We start from the raw sequence: 16,943 nt of genomic DNA, 5'->3' as shown, positions 1-16,943 counted from the left end.
ATGCCGGTGATTCAGTCGTTACTCGATCCCCACAGCGAGCCGTTCGCCCAGAACCGTGAAGCGATGCTGAGCGCCATCGAGCAGGTTCGCGTGCTCGAACAGAACCTGCTGAACAAGGCTGCCGAAGCCAAGCCGAAGTTCGAAAAACGCGGCCAATTGCTGCCCCGGGAACGCCTCAATCTGCTGCTGGACCCCGGCGCGCCGTTTCTCGAACTGGCGAGCCTGGCCGGCTACAAGCTGCACGACGACAAGGATGGCAGCTGCGCCGGTGGCGGCTTGATCGCCGGCATCGGCTACGTGTCCGGCGTGCGCGTGCTGGTGGTGGCGAACAACAGCGCAATCAAGGGCGGGACCATTTCCCCCAGCGGTTTGAAAAAATCCCTGCGCCTGCAACAGATCGCCATGGAAAACAAACTGCCGGTGATCACCCTCGCCGAAAGCGGCGGTGCCAACCTCAATTACGCGGCGGAGATTTTCGTCGAAGGTGCGCGCAGCTTTGCCAATCAGGCGCGGATGTCGGCCATGGGGTTGCCGCAGGTCACTGTGGTGCACGGCTCGGCCACGGCGGGCGGTGCCTATCAGCCGGGGCTGTCGGATTACGTGGTGGTGGTGCGCGGCAAGGCCAAGCTGTTTCTCGCCGGCCCGCCATTGCTCAAGGCCGCCACCGGCGAAGTCGCGACCGATGAAGAACTGGGCGGCGCCGAGATGCACGCACAAACCGCCGGCACCGCCGAATACCTGGCTGAAAACGACGCCGACGGTGTGCGTCAGGTACGCGAGATTGTCAGCCTGCTGCCGTGGAACGAGCAGTTGCCCCGCCAGCCCGAACGGCATTGGGAAGAACCGCTTTACCCCATCGACGAACTGCTGGGCCTGATCCCGGATGACCCGAAAAAACCCTACGACGTACGCGAGATCATCGCCCGGATTGCCGACGCTTCGAACTTTCTTGAATTCAAGGGCGAGTTCGATCAGCAGACCGTCTGCGGTCACCTGAAAATTCAGGGGCGCGCCTGTGGTTTCATCGGCAACAACGGCCCGATCACGCCAAAAGGTGCAAGCAAGGCCGCGCAGTTCATCCAGCTGTGCGACCAGAGCCGCACGCCGCTGCTGTTTTTCCACAACACCACCGGGTTCATGGTCGGCACCGAGTCGGAACAACAAGGCGTGATCAAACACGGCGCGAAGATGATCCAGGCGGTGGCCAACGCCCGGGTGCCGAAGCTGAGCATCGTCGTCGGCGGTTCCTACGGCGCCGGCAACTATGCGATGTGCGGACGCGGCCTCGACCCGTGTTTCATCTTCGCCTGGCCCAACAGCCGCACCGCCGTGATGGGCGGTGCGCAAGCGGGCAAAGTGCTGCGCATCGTCACCGAGGCCAAACAGGCCAAGGACGGCCTGGTGCCCGACCCGAAAATCCTCGACATGCTCGAACAGGTCACCGCGCAGAAACTCGACAGCCAGTCCACGGCGCTCTATGGCAGCGCCAACCTGTGGGACGACGGTTTGATCGACCCGCGCGATACCCGGACCTTGCTCGGTTACTTGCTGGATATCTGTCATGAGGCCGAAGTGCGGCCACTGCAAGCCAACAGTTTTGGTGTAGCCCGCTTCTAAGGGCGATCAGAGGAGAACAATAAAAATGATCTTCACCCAGGAACACGAAGCACTGCGCCGCACCGTGCGCCAATTCGTCGAGCACGAGATCAACCCGCACGTCGAGGAATGGGAAAAGGCCGGGCGCTTCCCCATCCACGATATCTTCCGCAAGGCTGGCGACCTCGGCCTCCTGGGGATTTCCAAGCCGGAAAAATTCGGCGGCATGGGCCTCGACTACAGCTATTCGATCGTCGCGGCCGAAGAGTTCGGCACCATTCACTGCGGCGGCATACCGATGTCCATCGGCGTACAGACCGATATGTGTACGCCTGCGCTGGCACGGTTCGGCTCCGATGAGTTGCGCGACGAATTCCTGCGCCCGGCCATCAGCGGCGAGCAGGTCGGCTGCATCGGTGTCTCCGAAGTCGGCGCCGGCTCTGACGTTGCCGGCTTGAAAACCACAGCGCGCAAGGACGGCGATGATTATGTGATCAACGGAAGCAAGATGTGGATCACCAACTCGCCGAGCGCCGACTTCATCTGCCTGCTGGTCAACACCTCGGACGACAAACCGCACATCAACAAGTCGCTGATCATGGTGCCGATGAACACGCAGGGCATCAGCTTGAGCTCACACCTGGACAAGCTCGGCATGCGCAGCTCGGAAACCGCCCAGGTGTTTTTCGACAACGTGCGCGTACCGCAACGCAACCGCATCGGCCATGAAGGCGCGGGGTTCATGATGCAGATGTTGCAGTTCCAGGAGGAACGCCTGTTCGGCGCGGCCAACATGATCAAGGGCCTGGAGTATTGCGTCGACAGCACCATCGAATACTGCAAGGAGCGCAAAACCTTCGGTAACGCGCTGATCGACAATCAGGTGATCCACTTCCGCCTGGCTGAACTGCAAACCGAAATCGAATGCCTGCGGGCGCTGGTCTATCAGGCCACCGAGCAATACGTCAAAGGCCAGGACGTTACGCGCCTGGCCTCCATGGCCAAGCTCAAGGCCGGGCGGCTGGGTCGCGAAGTCAGCGACAGTTGCCTGCAATATTGGGGCGGCATGGGCTTCATGTGGGACAACCCGGTGGCCCGCGCCTACCGTGACGTGAGGCTGGTATCGATTGGCGGCGGCGCCGACGAAATCATGCTGGGGATCATCTGCAAACTGATGGGCATCCTGCCGGGGAAAAAGAGATGAGCAGCCTGCCGGTTTGCCAGACCTTGCTGCTGGAACTGCACAGCGGCGTATTGCACATCACCCTCAATCGCCCGGACAGCCGCAATGCGATGAGCTTGCAGATGGTCACCGAGTTGCGTTCGGTGCTGGCAGCCGTGCGCGATGACCGGGGGGTTCGCGCGCTGGTGATCGGCGGTGCCGGAGGCCACTTCTGCGCCGGCGGCGATCTCAAGGACATGGCCAGTGCCCGTGCTCAGGGTTCCAGCGCTCACTGTGATTTGAACCGGGTGTTCGGTGCGCTGCTGCAAGAGGTGCAACACGCGCCACAAGTGGTGATCACGGTGTTGCAAGGCGCGGTGCTTGGCGGTGGTTTCGGCCTGGCCTGTGTCAGCGATATCGCCCTGGCCGATCACCAGGCGCAATTCGGCCTGCCGGAAACCAGCCTCGGCCTGCTGCCGGCGCAGATCGCGCCATTCGTGGTGCAGCGCATCGGTTTGACCCAGGCCCGAAGACTGGCCCTGACCGCGGCCCGCTTTGATGGCCACCAGGCGCGCCGCATGGGGCTGGTGCATTTTGTCGAGCATGATCCGCAGGCCCTGGCCGAGCGTCTCGATGAGGTGTTGGCCCATGTGTTGTGTTGTGCGCCCGAGGCGAATGCGATGACCAAGAAACTCTTGCTGGCGAGTGCCGGACAACCGACCGATGCCCTGCTGGATCAAGCTGCCGAATGGTTCAGCGAAGCGGTGACCGGGGCAGAAGGCGTCGAGGGAACGATGGCCTTCGTGCAAAAACGCAAGCCGGGGTGGGCCTCTTAAAAGCTTCGCTGGCAAGCCAGCTCCTACAGTGGATTTATGCACACACAATCCCTGTAGGAGCTGGCCTGCCAGCGAAGAGGCCCGAACAGACACCGCACAACTTGAGAGACGCCCCCATGCCCGGACTCAAAAAAATCCTCATCGCCAACCGCGGTGAAATCGCCTGCCGCATCCAGCGCACGGCCCAGGCACTGGGCTATCGCACGGTCGCCGTGTTCAGCGATACCGACGCCGATGCCCTGCACGTGCAGATGGCTGACGAGGCGGTCAACATCGGTCCGGCCCCCGTGCACCAGTCTTACCTGAACGTCCAGACCATCCTCGACGCGGCCCGGCGCACGGGCGCGGATGCGATCCATCCGGGCTACGGCTTCCTCTCGGAAAACGCCGGGTTTGCCCTCGCCTGCCAGGACGCCGGCATCACCTTCATCGGCCCCAGCCCCGAGGCCATCGAACTGATGGGCAGCAAGCGCCTGTCGAAGCTCGCCATGCTCGAAGCCGGTGTGCCTTGCATCGACGGTTATCAAGGCGACGGGCAGGACGACGCGACCCTGAGCCGCGAAGCCGGACGCATCGGCTATCCGTTGATGATCAAGGCCAGTGCGGGCGGCGGTGGACGCGGCATGCGCCTGGTGCACAACGCCAGCGACTTGCTGGAACAGATTCGCACCGCGCGCTCCGAAGCCCTGAACGGTTTTGGCAGCGGCGAACTGATTCTCGAACAGGCATTGGTCGAACCCCGTCACGTCGAGGTCCAGCTGTTCGGTGACCGCCATGGCAACCTGATTTACCTCGGCGAGCGCGACTGTTCGGTGCAGCGCCGGCATCAGAAAGTCATCGAGGAAGCACCCTGCCCGGTGATGACGCCTGAGCTGCGGCAGGCCATGGGCGAAGCAGCGCTCAAGGCCGGCCGGGCAGTGCAGTACGTCGGTGCGGGCACCGTGGAGTTTTTGCTGGATGCACGCGGGCAGTTTTACTTCCTGGAGATGAACACCCGGCTACAAGTGGAGCACCCGGTGACCGAACTGATCACCGGCCTGGACCTGGTGGCCTGGCAGTTGAATATCGCCGAAGGGCAGCCGCTGCCCTTGCGCCAGGAGCAGGTGCAACTCCACGGGCACGCCATGGAAGTACGCCTGTATGCCGAAGATCCGGCTCAGGGTTTTCTGCCGCAAACCGGGCGCGTCGTGGCCTGGGAACCGGGATTGCAGGACGGCGTGCGGATCGACCACGGCCTGATCGAAGGCCAGATCATCAGCCCCTTCTACGACCCGATGCTCGGCAAGTTCATCGCCCACGGCGCCACCCGCGAGGAAGCCCGACGCAAATTGCTGCGGGCGGTACAAGACAGCGTGCTGCTGGGCGTGCAAAGCAATCAGCGCTTGCTCGCCAGCCTGCTGGAACACCCGCAGTTCGCCTGCGGGGACTTCAGCACCGGGTTCATCGCGCAGCATTTTTCCGAGCATGCCTGCCTGCAGTCCCATGCCCCGGGCGCGCATCACCTGGCCATCGCCACCGCCCTCTTCTATCAGGCCTCAGCGCAGGCTCATCCGGCCGCGCTTTGCGGTTGGCGCAACAACGCCAGCGTGCCACTGCACTATCGCATTGGCCTGGGGGATCAGGATTGGCCGGTAGCGTTGCAGGCTATCCCGGGCGAGCCATTGCGCATTCAGGTCGCCGAGCGCAGCCTCGCACTGAAGATCATCCACAACGATGGACGCTGGGCCACCCTTGAGATTGATGGCATCCGCCAGCGCCACGCTTATCGCCTGGAGGCCGGGCAGCTCTGGCTGTTTACCCGCCCGGGCAGCCTGCAATTTGAGGATCGCACCCAGGCGCAGGTGACCAGCCAGGCCGGTGCCAGCTCCGGCACCCTCAAGGCACCGATGGACGGGGCGATTGTCGACGTCCTGGTCAATGAAGGCAGCCCGGTGAGCAAGGGCCAGTTGCTGGTAGTACTGGAGGCGATGAAAATGGAGCACCCGTTGAAATCGGGCATCGACGGTGTGCTCAAACGCCTGCAAGTCAAAGTCGGGGATCAGGTAAAAAACCGGCAGATTCTGTTGGAGGTCGAATAAGCCGCTAGGCGGAACCGCCGGGTTTGGCTACGCTCAAACCCTACAGGACGCGGATACCAGGAAACCTGCAATGCCTCACTGGCTGGTCATTGATCTGGAGGCCACCACCGATGAAGGTGGTTGGCCCGTAACGGATATGGAAATCATTGAAATCGGCGCCACCCTGGTGGACCGCAAGGGACGCGAACTGGACCAGTTCCAGCGTTTCGTCCGGCCTTTGCGGCGGCCGTTGCTGACGCCGTTTTGCCGCGAGCTGACGCACATCACCCAAGCCAACATCGACGCCGCACAACCGCTGGGCGAAGTCTGGCCCGCGTTTGAACGCTGGCTCGGCCAACACCACGTGCGACTTGAAGGCTGGGCCAGCTGGGGCGATTACGATCGTAAACAACTGCTTCAGGATTGGCAGCAGCTGGGACTCGCCAGCATGCTGGCCAACGTGCCGCACATGAACCTCAAACAGCGCTTTGCCAAGGCCCGACGCCTGGAACGCCCGCTAGGACTCAACGGCGCTCTGCAACTGGCCGGCCTGCAGTTCACCGGCCAGCAACACCGGGCGCTGGAAGATGCGCGCAATACCGCACGCCTGCTGCCGCTGGTTCTGCCGCTTTAGACAGGTGACGACGCCAAGGGCCTTGTGCATACTGGCCGGCCCTTTTTAGCCCTTTTCGAGGAATCGCCCATGTTTAAAGTCAACGAGTACTTCGACGGCACCGTCAAGTCGATAGCCTTTGGCACCGCAGAAGGTCCAGCGACCATCGGCGTCATGGCTCCGGGCGAGTACGAATTCGGCACCAGCCAGCGTGAAATCATGCACGTGGTCAGCGGTGCACTGACCGTCAAGCTGCCGGACAGCAGCGACTGGGAAACCTTCGCTGCCGGCAGCCAGTTCAACGTGCCGGCCAACAGCAAGTTCCAGCTGAAAGTGGCCGTCGACACTGCCTACCTGTGCGAATACCGCGGCTAAACCCGCGGGATTTCACCGAAAAAAGTCACTGCGAAAAAAATGCCCGTGTCTCAGGACACGGGCATTTTTCGTTGTGCGGGCGGTGAGTCGAGAGTTTCTACTCCAGGATCTCCACCGGCATGCCGACTTCAAGTCGACCGTTGCCGTCGTTGACCAGGTTCTGGCCGAACATGGCGCCGTCCGCCTGGGCACGGTATTTCTGCAAGGTGGCCAAGGGTTCGCGGTCGTCGCTGCGCTCCCCGGTCTGCGGGTCGATGGTGGTCAGGATGCAGCGTGAACAGGACTTGACCACTCGGAACTCGACCTCGCCGATACGGATACGCTTCCAGCCGTCCTCGGCGAACGCTGCACTGCCTTCGATCACCAGGTTCGGCCGGAAACGCAGCATCTCCAACGGACGCCCGACCCGTTGCGACAAGTCCTCGAGAGAGGCCTGGCCGATCAGCAACAGCGGATAGCCATCGGCGAACGCCACCTGATCGTCATCCTTGCCGTAGCCAGTCTCCGTCATCCGCGCCCGATCGAGCGGCACTTGCACCAGGCGTGTCGGTTTGCCGATGAACTGGCTGACCCAGGCCCCTGCTTCATCGCCTGCATCGGGCACTCGCAAGGTATCGCGCCAGATCGTCACGCCTCGCAGTTGTGCATCGCTATCGGGCAAGGCGATATCGATCGGCGCAAAGCCTGGGGCACTGAGAGCCAAGCCACCCTCGGCATTCCACAACGCCGACAGCTGGCTCATCTGCGCCACTGCACGCTGGGTCAGGAAGCGACCGCTGGCTTCATCCACCAGCATCCAGCGCCGATCGCCGTCCAGCCCCAACTTGTCGAGACCGATTGCTTGCAAGGCCTCGCCTTTGGCGGATTTCAACGGATAACGATACAGCGCGCTCAGACGCAACATGGCCAGCTCCCTGGTAGGCAAAACGCCACCCTATACGAGCTTGATCACCGAATCAAAGGCCAAAAAAACTGCCCGTGGCCTGATCAGGCCGGTACTTCGTCAAGCATCAGGCGCTGGCGCACCACGTCGACGAGTTTGTCCGGCTGGAATTTGGAGAGGAAATTGTCGCAGCCGACCTTTTTGACCATCGAATCGTTGAAGCTGCCGGACAAAGAGGTGTGCAGCACCACGTACAAGCCGCGCAGGCGTGGATCGTTGCGAATTTCGGTGGTCAGGCGATAGCCATCCATTTCCGGCATTTCCGCATCGGTGAAGACCATCAGCAGTTTGTCGGTCATGTCCACGCCGGTATCGGCCCAGGCCTTGAGCATGTTCAAGGCCTTCAACCCGTCGCTGGCGATGTGCATCTTCACGCCGAGCTGTCCCAGGGTATCGCGCAATTGCGCCAGGGCTACGTTCGAGTCATCCACCAGCAGCACCTCACGGCCACGGGCACGTTCCAGTACCGGATCTTCGAGCTTGTCGCGGGAGACTTTGGCGTTGTACGGGACGATTTCGGCCAGGACCTTTTCGACGTCAATGATTTCCACCAGTTGATCATCGACTTTGCTGATGGCCGTCAGGTAGTGCTGGCGGCCGGCACTGCTCGGTGGCGGCAGGATGGCTTCCCAGTTCATGTTGACGATCCGGTCCACGCCTCCGACCAGGAAGGCCTGCACCGAACGGTTGTATTCGGTGACGATAATCGTGCTGCCAGGCCCCGGCACCAACGGGCGCATGCCGATGGCCTGGGACAGGTCGATCACCGGCAGGGTCTGGCCACGCAGGTTGACCACGCCGCACACAAAAGGATGGCGCTGTGGCATCAGCGTCAACTTTGGCAGCTGCAAGACTTCCTGTACTTTAAAGACGTTGATCGCGAACAATTGCCGTCCGGCGAGCCGGAACATGAGAATTTCCAGGCGATTCTCACCCACCAGTTGCGTGCGTTGGTCTACCGTGTCGAGAATGCCGGCCATCAATGACTCCTGGTCTTGTTCGGATGAATTCACTTAAAGAATGTTATCGGCTGTTTTTGCCGAAGCTTGACCCACTCTAAAATGCCACGCCCAAGCATTGATGTCACATTAACATCATGCTTTACTGGCGCTGCGATTACATCTGCCGCACTTCTGCGTCACACGACCACAACTCACGCGATAGGTTCCGCTGTGTAAGGGATTCCCCTATCAACAATCAGGTGCAACCTGATATTCGCAATATCCAATAGCCATTAATGTGACGCCATTCTCATTGCATGAACGGAGTCAGGCTTTTGTGTGCGATCGCAAGTCAGTGGCCAACCACCCTCTCGTGTTCCCCTGCCTGCCTGCGGGCCAGCCGAAGCTCGTTCACCCGACGACTCGGCAATGCCGGGGTCCCGAGCGCCCTCGTCGACACACTCGATATCCCCCTCATTTGACATGACGTTGTGGAGATAAGTATGCCGAACGACCGTAAAGAGTGGACCCAGCGGCTCACGGAGTTCCTCGTCGAGGCGCAAACACTCCTGGCTAAAACCGAGGAATGCCTGAGTCATCTGCAGCTGATCAGCAATGACAAGGACGCCATCGACTGCATGCTCAGCACACTGCTCAAGCTGGCCAACAAGGCCGATGCCCTGGCGTTGGCGGCCGTATCTGAATTCTCTCTGCATATTCATGGCCTGCTGAACCACGCCCAGAACACCATGAGCCTGCACGACGAGGCGCTGAGTGCCTTGAAAGACTGCCTGACCCTGATTGCCTGGCAACTTGAACTCATCGACCAGACCACCGGACAGCTCAGTCTCGACGACAGTGAGCAAGTGACCCTTATTGAAGCCTTTGCCTTTCAGGTCGGGCAAAGCCGATTTCAACCACCGATCAATTCCAGGCCGCTCACCCTCGTTTCCTATTCGCAGCGACAGGCCTGAACTTGCCGAACCATGTCGTATGGCGTGTTTTGGTTATCAATACCGCGCTGTAACTTGAGTGCACACATGTCGCAATTGATTTTTTCATAGCTATAAACGACCTCTTTTAACAAACACATCAACCAACTTGTTTCTTTATGGAAGCAGCGTCCAACGACTGGACTCCTGACTTTTCGGACATATATACGGACGCGACCAGCGGTATCTTAAGTGCTACTATGCCGCCTGTTAGTTGACGCCAATTAGTGGCAGTGTGGTTGCAGCCGGACAGTTTGGGGCTGATTTCTCCAAAAAAGTACACCCCGTTGAAGTCGACGCTCCAGATTAAAAAACAGGGGCCTGTCAGCCAGCATGACCGGTCTGCCCGCAGCGAAAATCCATTGGCTCCATCCGCTATGCACGCCAGCCTCAAGTCAATCGCCACGTGGCCACCTTCCCGAGAAAATGCACGCACATTCACGCTGTTGTTATGCACCTGCTCGACGCTCGGCAGTCTGTTGGCCTATGGCTTGTCCATCCCGTTGCCCCTGTCATTGCTGGTGCTCAACGTTGCGGCGCTGACCAGTGCAGCCGTGCAGTACTGCCTCTCGCGCAAATCCATCAAATTCCAGCCCCAGGAACTGGCCGACCGGCTGTTGCAGGTTCAGGAAAACGAGCGTCACCGGCTGAGCCGGGAACTGCATGACGACATCGGTCAATTGCTGACCGCCGCAAAACTGCAAAGTGACTGGCTCAAACGCCGGATGCCTGAAGAACTCCAGGAGCAATGCTCGGTCCTCTGCGACACGCTGGAAGAAACCCTGACCAAAGTTCGTGACGTATCCGCCATTCTCAATCCCCGGCAGTTGACCAGCCTCGGGCTGGAAGCCAGTCTGCGCGCGCACCTGCTCAAGAGCCTGGCCAACACCCCGCTGCACTGGAGCCTGGAATGCCAGCAACGCCTGACCGGCATACCGGAGGAAATGGCCGTGGCCGCTTTCCGTATTACCCAGGAAGCGGTCACCAACATCCTTCGACATGCCCAGGCCAAGAACCTGCTGGTATGCCTGCAGCGTCTGCCACAAGGCCTGAAGTTGCAGATCAGCGATGATGGTCAAGGCTTCGCGCCTGCAACCGACCCCGGTCGTGAAGGACAACGCGGTATGGCCGGGATGTCGGAACGGATCGATCAACTGGGTGGCACGCTGACCGTGACCAGCGAGCCGGGCAAAGGCACCCAAATCGAAGCTCTTTTTCCCTGGGCGCCCCGTGCGCTCGAACGGGCCAGTTCGAATAAGGTTATGCATTGACTTGCAATTTACTACTGGTGGATGACCACTCGCTGATCAGGGCTGGCGTGCGCGCCCTGGTAATGGACCTGCCCGGCTACGCCGTCATCGGTGAGGCCAGTGACGGCTCGCAGTTGCTCGAGATGGTCGCGCACCTGTCCCCGGATATTGTCCTGCTGGACATTTCGATGCGCCAGACCGGTGGGCTCGAAGCCTTGCAGCAACTCAAGCGGGTGCGCCCGCAGAGCAAGGTCCTGATCCTCTCGATGCACACCGACCCGGCCCTGATCATGCAGGCGCTGGAATCCGGAGCCCATGGCTACCTGCTCAAGGACACCACGGCGACCGAGCTCGAGCACGCGCTGGAGGCCTTGCGCAACAACGAGCGCTATCTGAGCCCGGCCATTGCCCACACGGTGATCAACCAGGCGTTGACCCGAAACCAGAAGCACCCACCCGAACCTGCCGACTCGCACAACCTGACGGCACGTCAGCTGGAAATCTTGCGGTTGATCGTTCGCGGAAAATCCACTCGAGAGATCGCAAATGGCCTGGGGCTGAGCGTCAAGACCGTAGAAACCCACCGTTCGCAGATCATGAAGCGTCTGCAGATCTACGATGTGGCCGGCCTGGTGCTGTTTGCCGTGCGCGAACAGATCATCAGCCTTGACGACTAGACTGGCTCGTAACAGCGGCGAATCGTCAGGCAGATGCACGAGTAACGCCGCTGGCCGCACCGAGAACCGCAGGTTGTTCCCTTCCAGGGCAGGCGCGCACGAATAAACATGCTGTCGACGCCAGAAGCCCCCCCGTTAAAAGTCGAAAGAAAACGAATTATTTCCAGTCGGAAGGATTTGATCCCTACACGGCAGGATTTTTCTTACAAAACGTGAGGAATCGGCTCAATTGACCACAAATCTGAATTGGTAGACCTTGGGTTGCAGGACATCACAAGGACGTGCCATGCAATGCCAAAACCTCGCATCACCGGCCATTTCGGTCTTGCCGCTCACAGATAATAAAACTGCAGGCCATCGAGCTGAATACCGCAACAGCACAAAAGCCACGGGAGAAGTTGATATGGAACCTCGCGTCACCGAGCTGGAAACACACCTCAAGAGCTTACGCAGGGACATGGACGAAGTCCTGGATGACGTCAAATCCATCAAGCACAGGCTTGCCTATTCCGCCTGCGGAACAGCCGTGATCCTCGGCCTCCTTGGCTGGATCGCCAATAGCCGTTTCGAGCAGGTTATTTCATTGCTTCTGGCGCATTGAGTGGCCTTGAACACAAAACCCGGTTCAATCAACCGGGTTTTGTGTGACCAAGCTGCTGAAACTATCAGCTCAGAACTTCACTCAGCGGAATGAAGAAAACGCTATCGCCCTGAACCAGCGTGCGGCCTTCCAGGACTTCTACCAATCCATCAGCCCAGGCAGCGCTACGCAGTACGCCAGAACTCTGGTTTTTGTAGATCGTCGCCCTGCCGTTTTCCAGCCGTCCGCGCAAATACTCACGCCGATTGCCAGGTTGGAGCCAGTCAAACCCTGCCGGCACCTGCACCTTCAGCGGCTCGACTTCTTTTACACCCTGACGGCGCAGGAGATAGGGCCTGGTCAACAATGCAAAAGTCACGAGGGTCGATGCCGGATTGCCCGGCAAGCCAATCACCGGTACACCGCGAAAATGTCCGAAGGTCAACGGTTTACCGGGCTTGATGGCGAGTTTCCACAGCGTCAATTCGCCCTCTTCGCGCAAGGCGATACCCAGAAAATCGGCTTCCCCTACCGATACGCCACCGGTCGAGAGGATCAGGTCGACATCCTTCAATTCACCCAATCGGGAACGAGTGGTTTGCAGATTGTCCGCAAGAATGCCCGCGTCGACGACCTCACACCCCAAACGCTGCAACCAGCTGCACAACAACACCCGGTTGCTGTTGTAGATCTGTCCCGGCCCCAGCGTCTGCCCAGGCTCAATCAATTCGTCGCCGGTGGACAGCACCGCCACACGCACCTTGCGAACCACCTCCAGCTCAGCGCACCCCAATGAGGCAGCCAATCCTTGCTCGATCGGCCCCAACCGCGTACCTGCTGGCAGAATCAGCTCGCCGACGGTGGTTTCCTGGCCTTGCGGACGGATGTTCTGACCTTGGGTCAAGGCTTCAGTGAAACGTACTCGCTCATCCGCCTGAACCTCGGCGTTTTCCTGCATCTCGACGCAATCGGCACCGGCGGGAACAGGCGCCCCGGTGAAAATGCGCGCACAGGTTCCTGGCTGCAACGGATCGGGGGCCTGGCCAGCAAACACCTTCTGACTGACCACCAACGGCTCTCCCGTCCAGTCCGCCATGCGCAAGGCAAAACCATCCATGGCACTGTTGGGCCAGGGTGGCAGGTCAAGGGTCGACACCAGGTCTTCAGCCAGTACACGCCCCTGTACCTGTGCCAACGGCAAGCGTTCGCGCTCGACAATCCTTGAGGCCTCGGCCATTTCCAGCAAGCGTGCCAACGCCTGCTCGACGGGCATCAGGCTGCCAGTCTTGCCAGGCTTACCCACGGGATTCACAAGGCGCTGCCTGTTTCAAGTGAGGCACGAAATTGCACGGCCGATGCCGCGAATCCAGTTGCTCGGCCAGTATGCCGTCCCAACCGGTGCGCACGGCATTGGTGGAGCCCGGCAAGCAGCAAACCAGCGTGCCATTGGCCAGACCGGCCAACGCCCGGGACTGAACGGTCGAAGTGCCGATATCGGCAACCGAGATCTGGCGGAACAGTTCACCAAATCCATCAACCTGTTTGTCCAGCAGGCAGCCGACGGCTTCGGGTGTGCTGTCACGCCCGGTAAAACCGGTGCCGCCGGTGATCAGCACAACCTGTACGACATCGTCGGCAATCCAGTTGGCGACTTGCGCGCGAATTTTGTAGAGGTCATCTTTGAGCAACACCCGGGCTGCCAGGTAATGACCGGCGGCGGTCAAGCCGTCGACAAAGACCTGACCTGAGGTGTCGGTTTCCAGTGTGCGGGTATCGCTGACAGTCAGCACTGCAATATTCAGCGGTGCGAAAGGTACATCAGCCTTGGCTTTCATAGGCTCGTCCAGTTGTAGGAGAAACAGCCCGGTGTTATATCACAGCGCTCCGTTTTTTCGCCGCTCCCATGGAGACCTGCCATGACCTCGAATTCACAATTGCCACCCTGCTCCATTCTGCTCCTGGCGGGCGGTCGCGGCCAACGTATGGGTGGTCGGGACAAAGGGTTGCTGGACTGGCAGGGCGAACCCCTGATTGCACATCTGCATCGCAAGACCCGCCCGCTGAGCGATGACCTGATCATCTCCTGCAATCGCAACCTTGAGAAGTACGCGCCCTACGCCGACCAGTTGGTCCACGATGATGACGGTGACTTCCCCGGGCCGCTGGCCGGTATTCGCGCTGGCCTGAAAGCTGCTCGCCATAGCCATCTGCTGGTCTTGCCCTGTGACGTTCCGGGCATCGATGCGGCGCTGATCGACAATATGCGCGAGACCGCCAACCTGCATCCGGACAAGCCGCTGATGGTGCGGCATGATGACCACTGGGAACCGTTGTTGTGCGTGATTCCTGTGCTACACAGGGCAGCATTTGAAAACGCCTGGAACGAAGGTGAGCGCAGCCCTGGCCGGTTGATGCGCAAGCTCGGTGCGACCGCACTGCAATGCCCCGACAAGGACCCTCGGCTGGCCAACCTCAACACGCCGGAACTGTTAAGCGGTCACGACACTGTGTCAGACTGAGATTAATCAGGAACTTGCGCGAATGGTGCACGTCTCAAGTTCGGTAACCAAAGATTTCTTATTCGGAGAAACACACTCATGACTCAACGGACCCTCGCCACTTTCATGCTTGCACTCGGCCTCGCCACCCTCGCCGGTTGCGCATCGCCTACGGTGATCACCTTGAATGACGGTCGCGAAATCCAGGCCGTCGACACGCCACAGTTCGACAAGGATTCCGGTTTCTACGAATTCGAACAGCTCGACGGCAAACAGACCCGCATCAACAAAGACCAGATTCGTACCGTTAAAGAGCTGTAATCCGGGCACTGCCGGATACAGAAAAGCCCGCTTGATGCGGGCTTTTTCATGCCTGAAGGACAGCGCTTCAGAGTTGCTTATTAATCACCATTGCAGGGTGATTTCACTCTCGAACTCTCGCGCCTGGCCTGTGACCGGATCGAGAAACTTCAGACCCTGAGCCAGCAGTTTCAAAGGATTGGCGTAGTCATCCTGCGCATCCTTGAGCACCTCTGGGTAAAACGGGTCGTTGCAGATACCGGCACCCAACGCTGCCATATGTACTCGCAGCTGATGTTTCTTGCCCGTCACCGGGTAAAGACCATAACGCCAGAGATCCCCCTGTTTCTCCCTGACTTCGACCGCCGTCTCGGTGTTGCTGGCCCCTGGCCCCTCCTGCATGCGGAAGAACGGTTCGCCATCGACCAGTCGGCTTTTATGAACCAACGGGAAAGCAAGGTCAGGCAACGCCGCAGCGATGGCCTCGTAGCGCTTTTCGATTTGCCGGGTTGGAAACAACGACTGATAAGCCGAACGACTCTGCGGATTGGCGGAAAACAGCACCAGCCCTGCGGTATGTCGGTCGATGCGATGCAATGGCACCAGGTGCGGATTGCCCAGGCGCCGGATCAAGCGCCTGAGTAGCGTCTGTTCGACATATTCGCCAGCCGGCGTTACGGGCAGAAAGTGCGGTTTGTCGGCCACCACCAGATGCTCGTCCGCGTACAGGATCGACTCGATCACCGGGATCGGCTTTTCATCCGGCACTTCGCGAAAATAATGAATCCGCAAACCTTCCTTGTAGGCCAGATCGAGGGCTATCGGCATGCCCTGCCCATCGAGGACCCGGCCACGGGCAATTCTGTCCAGCCATTGTTCACGACCGATGGCGCTGAAATGCTCACACAGGCAATCGACTACGGTCTGCCACGGGCCAGGTGGCAAGTAGAGCGTACTGGCCTGGCTGTGTGCCGCGGAAAAAGATGAAGTGGACATACGAAAGCTCTAACCCTCAGTGCAGGGCGGCATTATCCAACAGCAGGGGGGAAGGAACCTAGAGAAGATTCCTCAAGCCGGGATCTGTGTGCGCGCCGCCGCTTCGGTGTACTCCTTGAGCCAGCGCAGTACATCGACCGCCTCCCAGCGAGCGGGGTCGTACAGGGCGTACAACAATCCCTGATAACCCACGACATCGAGTTGCCGGTGATAACCCGCGCGCTGAAACAAGGCTTCGATTTCTGCGAAACAGGTATTGAAATGCATTTTGTTGAAGGGCGTTTTCCCCTCGGTCACCAGACCATCCAGACGCAACTCAAGGACAGCCTCGCGCACGACGTCTGCGGACATCCGGTTCACGCTGCTCTTCAACTGTTCGACATTGACCACGATTCATCCCTCTCACGCCCGGGCTTGCCTGCTCACTCCCGAAAATCAGGAACGGCATGGCAGGCACCGCGAATAACTGTATACGCATACAGTATCCGATCAACACCGAATAAGCCAAGGGGATCAATCGCAAAGTTCGACAGACGGGACATACCGCCAGCACAAGAACCGCTCAACGCAGGAATGCCACCACCTGATCGGCGCTGAACGGCCAGCCCAGTTCAGCACCGGTATCGACTCGTCGCAGCACTGGAATTCGCAGGCTGTAGGCTGCGAACCACGCTTCATCGTCGGCGATATCCACCAGTTCCACCAGCAGGCCGCGCTCGACAAACTCCATCAACATGGCTTCGGCTACTTCACAGAGATGGCATCCAAGGGTGCCGAACAGCTGACATTCGGGAAGCATGAGCGCTCAACCAGATAATGAATTGACCATTCTAGGCCTGCCCCGAAAAACCGTCGAGCCATTGAGCCCCAGGGGGCGTTCTCAATTAGTTTCCCTACCGCGTTGTCGCCTTAAAGCTGGCCAGGCAAGGCGTAGGCCGCTGGGAATGGTTGTTCCCTTTCCAAGGCCTGCAACGCAGCATGGCCAGCTTTAAGGCACAACCCGAAGGGCCGGGCCTGCTGTTGTGCAGGGCTGTGTTGCTCGAAGCTGATTTGGAATGACCAAACTGCGCTTCTCGCGCCTTGCCCTGCACAACAGCAGACCCGGCGCGGTAGGGAAACTAATTGAG

General features: G+C 59.7%; 19 protein-coding genes. 12 read left to right on the top strand and 7 right to left on the bottom strand.

Features of this window, described 5'->3' with window-relative positions; genetic code table 11:
• The 6 genes from atuC to ppnP all read left to right on the top strand — a co-directional run bounded on the left by atuC (position 1) and on the right by ppnP (position 6,639).
• Complete coding sequence (atuC, locus tag AC1D19_RS29175; protein WP_477765423.1) at positions 1-1,617, top strand: geranyl-CoA carboxylase subunit beta; 1,617 nt, start codon at positions 1-3, stop codon at positions 1,615-1,617.
• 25 nt (positions 1,618-1,642) lie between these two features.
• Positions 1,643-2,800, top strand: a complete 1,158-nt coding sequence (gene atuD / locus AC1D19_RS29170) for a citronellyl-CoA dehydrogenase (RefSeq protein WP_477765422.1) — start codon at positions 1,643-1,645, stop codon at positions 2,798-2,800.
• The gene (locus AC1D19_RS29165) at positions 2,797-3,594 is read left to right on the top strand and encodes an enoyl-CoA hydratase/isomerase family protein (protein ID WP_477765421.1); all 798 of its coding nucleotides are present in this window, start codon (positions 2,797-2,799) and stop codon (positions 3,592-3,594) included. Before atuD ends, AC1D19_RS29165 begins: the two co-directional genes overlap by 4 nt.
• Before the next feature lie 116 nt (positions 3,595-3,710).
• Positions 3,711-5,672, top strand: coding sequence for an acetyl/propionyl/methylcrotonyl-CoA carboxylase subunit alpha (locus AC1D19_RS29160; RefSeq protein WP_477765420.1), 1,962 nt, complete (start codon positions 3,711-3,713; stop codon positions 5,670-5,672).
• A 70-nt stretch (positions 5,673-5,742) separates the two neighbouring features.
• Complete coding sequence (locus AC1D19_RS29155) at positions 5,743-6,285, top strand: 3'-5' exonuclease (protein WP_477754961.1); 543 nt, start codon at positions 5,743-5,745, stop codon at positions 6,283-6,285.
• 69 nt (positions 6,286-6,354) lie between these two features.
• On the top strand, positions 6,355-6,639 hold the full coding sequence (gene ppnP / locus AC1D19_RS29150) for a pyrimidine/purine nucleoside phosphorylase (protein WP_007940055.1): 285 nt from the start codon (positions 6,355-6,357) through the stop codon (positions 6,637-6,639).
• Positions 6,640-6,736: 97 nt separating this feature from the next.
• Here ppnP and AC1D19_RS29145 read toward each other — a convergent pair whose 3' ends face one another.
• Positions 6,737-7,543 carry an MOSC domain-containing protein gene (locus AC1D19_RS29145; RefSeq protein WP_477765419.1) on the bottom strand — a complete coding sequence of 269 codons (807 nt, stop codon included), beginning with the start codon at positions 7,541-7,543 and terminating at the stop codon, positions 6,737-6,739.
• 83 nt (positions 7,544-7,626) lie between these two features.
• Positions 7,627-8,562 carry a chemotaxis protein CheV gene (locus tag AC1D19_RS29140; RefSeq protein WP_218427764.1) on the bottom strand — a complete coding sequence of 312 codons (936 nt, stop codon included), beginning with the start codon at positions 8,560-8,562 and terminating at the stop codon, positions 7,627-7,629.
• Between the two features lie 464 nt (positions 8,563-9,026).
• On the opposite strand from AC1D19_RS29140, the gene AC1D19_RS29135 reads away from it, so the two are divergent.
• The 4 genes from AC1D19_RS29135 (at position 9,027) to AC1D19_RS29120 (ending at position 12,043) form a co-directional block, all read left to right on the top strand.
• A complete protein-coding gene (locus AC1D19_RS29135) occupies positions 9,027-9,497 on the top strand; it encodes a hypothetical protein (protein ID WP_477754958.1) in 471 nt (156 codons plus the stop codon).
• Between the two features lie 395 nt (positions 9,498-9,892).
• On the top strand, positions 9,893-10,786 hold the full coding sequence (locus AC1D19_RS29130; protein WP_477765438.1) for a sensor histidine kinase: 894 nt from the start codon (positions 9,893-9,895) through the stop codon (positions 10,784-10,786).
• Positions 10,783-11,442: a response regulator gene (locus AC1D19_RS29125; protein WP_477760592.1), complete on the top strand. Its 660-nt coding sequence runs from the start codon at positions 10,783-10,785 to the stop codon at positions 11,440-11,442. Before AC1D19_RS29130 ends, AC1D19_RS29125 begins: the two co-directional genes overlap by 4 nt.
• 286 nt (positions 11,443-11,728) lie before the next feature.
• Positions 11,729-12,043 (top strand): hypothetical protein, encoded by a 315-nt coding sequence (locus AC1D19_RS29120; protein ID WP_477765418.1) that lies wholly within the window; start codon positions 11,729-11,731, stop codon positions 12,041-12,043.
• Positions 12,044-12,107: 64 nt separating this feature from the next.
• Here the strand turns inward: AC1D19_RS29120 and AC1D19_RS29115 are convergent, their stop codons facing one another.
• Entirely contained in the window at positions 12,108-13,334 is a 1,227-nt protein-coding gene (locus tag AC1D19_RS29115; protein WP_477765417.1) for a molybdopterin molybdotransferase MoeA, read from the bottom strand.
• Positions 13,318-13,857 carry a molybdenum cofactor biosynthesis protein B gene (gene moaB / locus AC1D19_RS29110; RefSeq protein ID WP_223456911.1) on the bottom strand — a complete coding sequence of 180 codons (540 nt, stop codon included), beginning with the start codon at positions 13,855-13,857 and terminating at the stop codon, positions 13,318-13,320. Before moaB ends, AC1D19_RS29115 begins: the two co-directional genes overlap by 17 nt.
• Before the next feature lie 81 nt (positions 13,858-13,938).
• Here moaB and mobA point away from each other — a divergent pair, with 81 nt between their 5' ends.
• The gene (gene mobA / locus AC1D19_RS29105; protein WP_477765416.1) at positions 13,939-14,541 is read left to right on the top strand and encodes a molybdenum cofactor guanylyltransferase MobA; all 603 of its coding nucleotides are present in this window, start codon (positions 13,939-13,941) and stop codon (positions 14,539-14,541) included.
• A 78-nt stretch (positions 14,542-14,619) separates the two neighbouring features.
• A complete protein-coding gene (locus tag AC1D19_RS29100; RefSeq protein WP_090457042.1) occupies positions 14,620-14,841 on the top strand; it encodes a YgdI/YgdR family lipoprotein in 222 nt (73 codons plus the stop codon).
• 84 nt (positions 14,842-14,925) lie between these two features.
• Here the strand turns inward: AC1D19_RS29100 and AC1D19_RS29095 are convergent, their stop codons facing one another.
• From AC1D19_RS29095 to AC1D19_RS29085, 3 genes are all read right to left on the bottom strand, one after another.
• Entirely contained in the window at positions 14,926-15,816 is an 891-nt protein-coding gene (locus AC1D19_RS29095; RefSeq protein ID WP_477765415.1) for a pseudouridine synthase, read from the bottom strand.
• 72 nt (positions 15,817-15,888) lie between these two features.
• Positions 15,889-16,206 (bottom strand): transcriptional regulator, encoded by a 318-nt coding sequence (locus tag AC1D19_RS29090; RefSeq protein WP_477756108.1) that lies wholly within the window; start codon positions 16,204-16,206, stop codon positions 15,889-15,891.
• Between the two features lie 172 nt (positions 16,207-16,378).
• Positions 16,379-16,615, bottom strand: coding sequence for a glutaredoxin family protein (locus AC1D19_RS29085; RefSeq protein WP_477756109.1), 237 nt, complete (start codon positions 16,613-16,615; stop codon positions 16,379-16,381).
• Between the last annotated feature and the right edge of the window lie 328 nt (positions 16,616-16,943).

The organism is Pseudomonas sp. P1_C12, from assembly GCF_056406435.1.
This window is presented reverse-complemented; position numbering and strand designations above follow the sequence as displayed.

Bases quoted from the DNA above. Each gene is read 5' to 3' on its own strand.
- mobA (WP_477765416.1), top strand. From the start codon at position 13,939: ATGACCTCGAATTCACAATTGCCACCCTGCTCCATTCTGCTCCTGGCG.
- AC1D19_RS29130 (WP_477765438.1), top strand. From the start codon at position 9,893: ATGCACGCCAGCCTCAAGTCAATCGCCACGTGGCCACCTTCCCGAGAA.
- AC1D19_RS29155 (WP_477754961.1), top strand. From the start codon at position 5,743: ATGCCTCACTGGCTGGTCATTGATCTGGAGGCCACCACCGATGAAGGT.
- AC1D19_RS29145 (WP_477765419.1), bottom strand. From the start codon at position 7,543: ATGTTGCGTCTGAGCGCGCTGTATCGTTATCCGTTGAAATCCGCCAAA.
- moaB (WP_223456911.1), bottom strand. From the start codon at position 13,857: ATGAAAGCCAAGGCTGATGTACCTTTCGCACCGCTGAATATTGCAGTG.
- atuC (WP_477765423.1), top strand. From the start codon at position 1: ATGCCGGTGATTCAGTCGTTACTCGATCCCCACAGCGAGCCGTTCGCC.
- AC1D19_RS29140 (WP_218427764.1), bottom strand. From the start codon at position 8,562: ATGGCCGGCATTCTCGACACGGTAGACCAACGCACGCAACTGGTGGGT.
- AC1D19_RS29120 (WP_477765418.1), top strand. From the start codon at position 11,729: ATGCAATGCCAAAACCTCGCATCACCGGCCATTTCGGTCTTGCCGCTC.
- AC1D19_RS29165 (WP_477765421.1), top strand. From the start codon at position 2,797: ATGAGCAGCCTGCCGGTTTGCCAGACCTTGCTGCTGGAACTGCACAGC.
- AC1D19_RS29135 (WP_477754958.1), top strand. From the start codon at position 9,027: ATGCCGAACGACCGTAAAGAGTGGACCCAGCGGCTCACGGAGTTCCTC.
- AC1D19_RS29085 (WP_477756109.1), bottom strand. From the start codon at position 16,615: ATGCTTCCCGAATGTCAGCTGTTCGGCACCCTTGGATGCCATCTCTGT.
- atuD (WP_477765422.1), top strand. From the start codon at position 1,643: ATGATCTTCACCCAGGAACACGAAGCACTGCGCCGCACCGTGCGCCAA.
- AC1D19_RS29095 (WP_477765415.1), bottom strand. From the start codon at position 15,816: ATGTCCACTTCATCTTTTTCCGCGGCACACAGCCAGGCCAGTACGCTC.
- AC1D19_RS29160 (WP_477765420.1), top strand. From the start codon at position 3,711: ATGCCCGGACTCAAAAAAATCCTCATCGCCAACCGCGGTGAAATCGCC.
- ppnP (WP_007940055.1), top strand. From the start codon at position 6,355: ATGTTTAAAGTCAACGAGTACTTCGACGGCACCGTCAAGTCGATAGCC.
- AC1D19_RS29100 (WP_090457042.1), top strand. From the start codon at position 14,620: ATGACTCAACGGACCCTCGCCACTTTCATGCTTGCACTCGGCCTCGCC.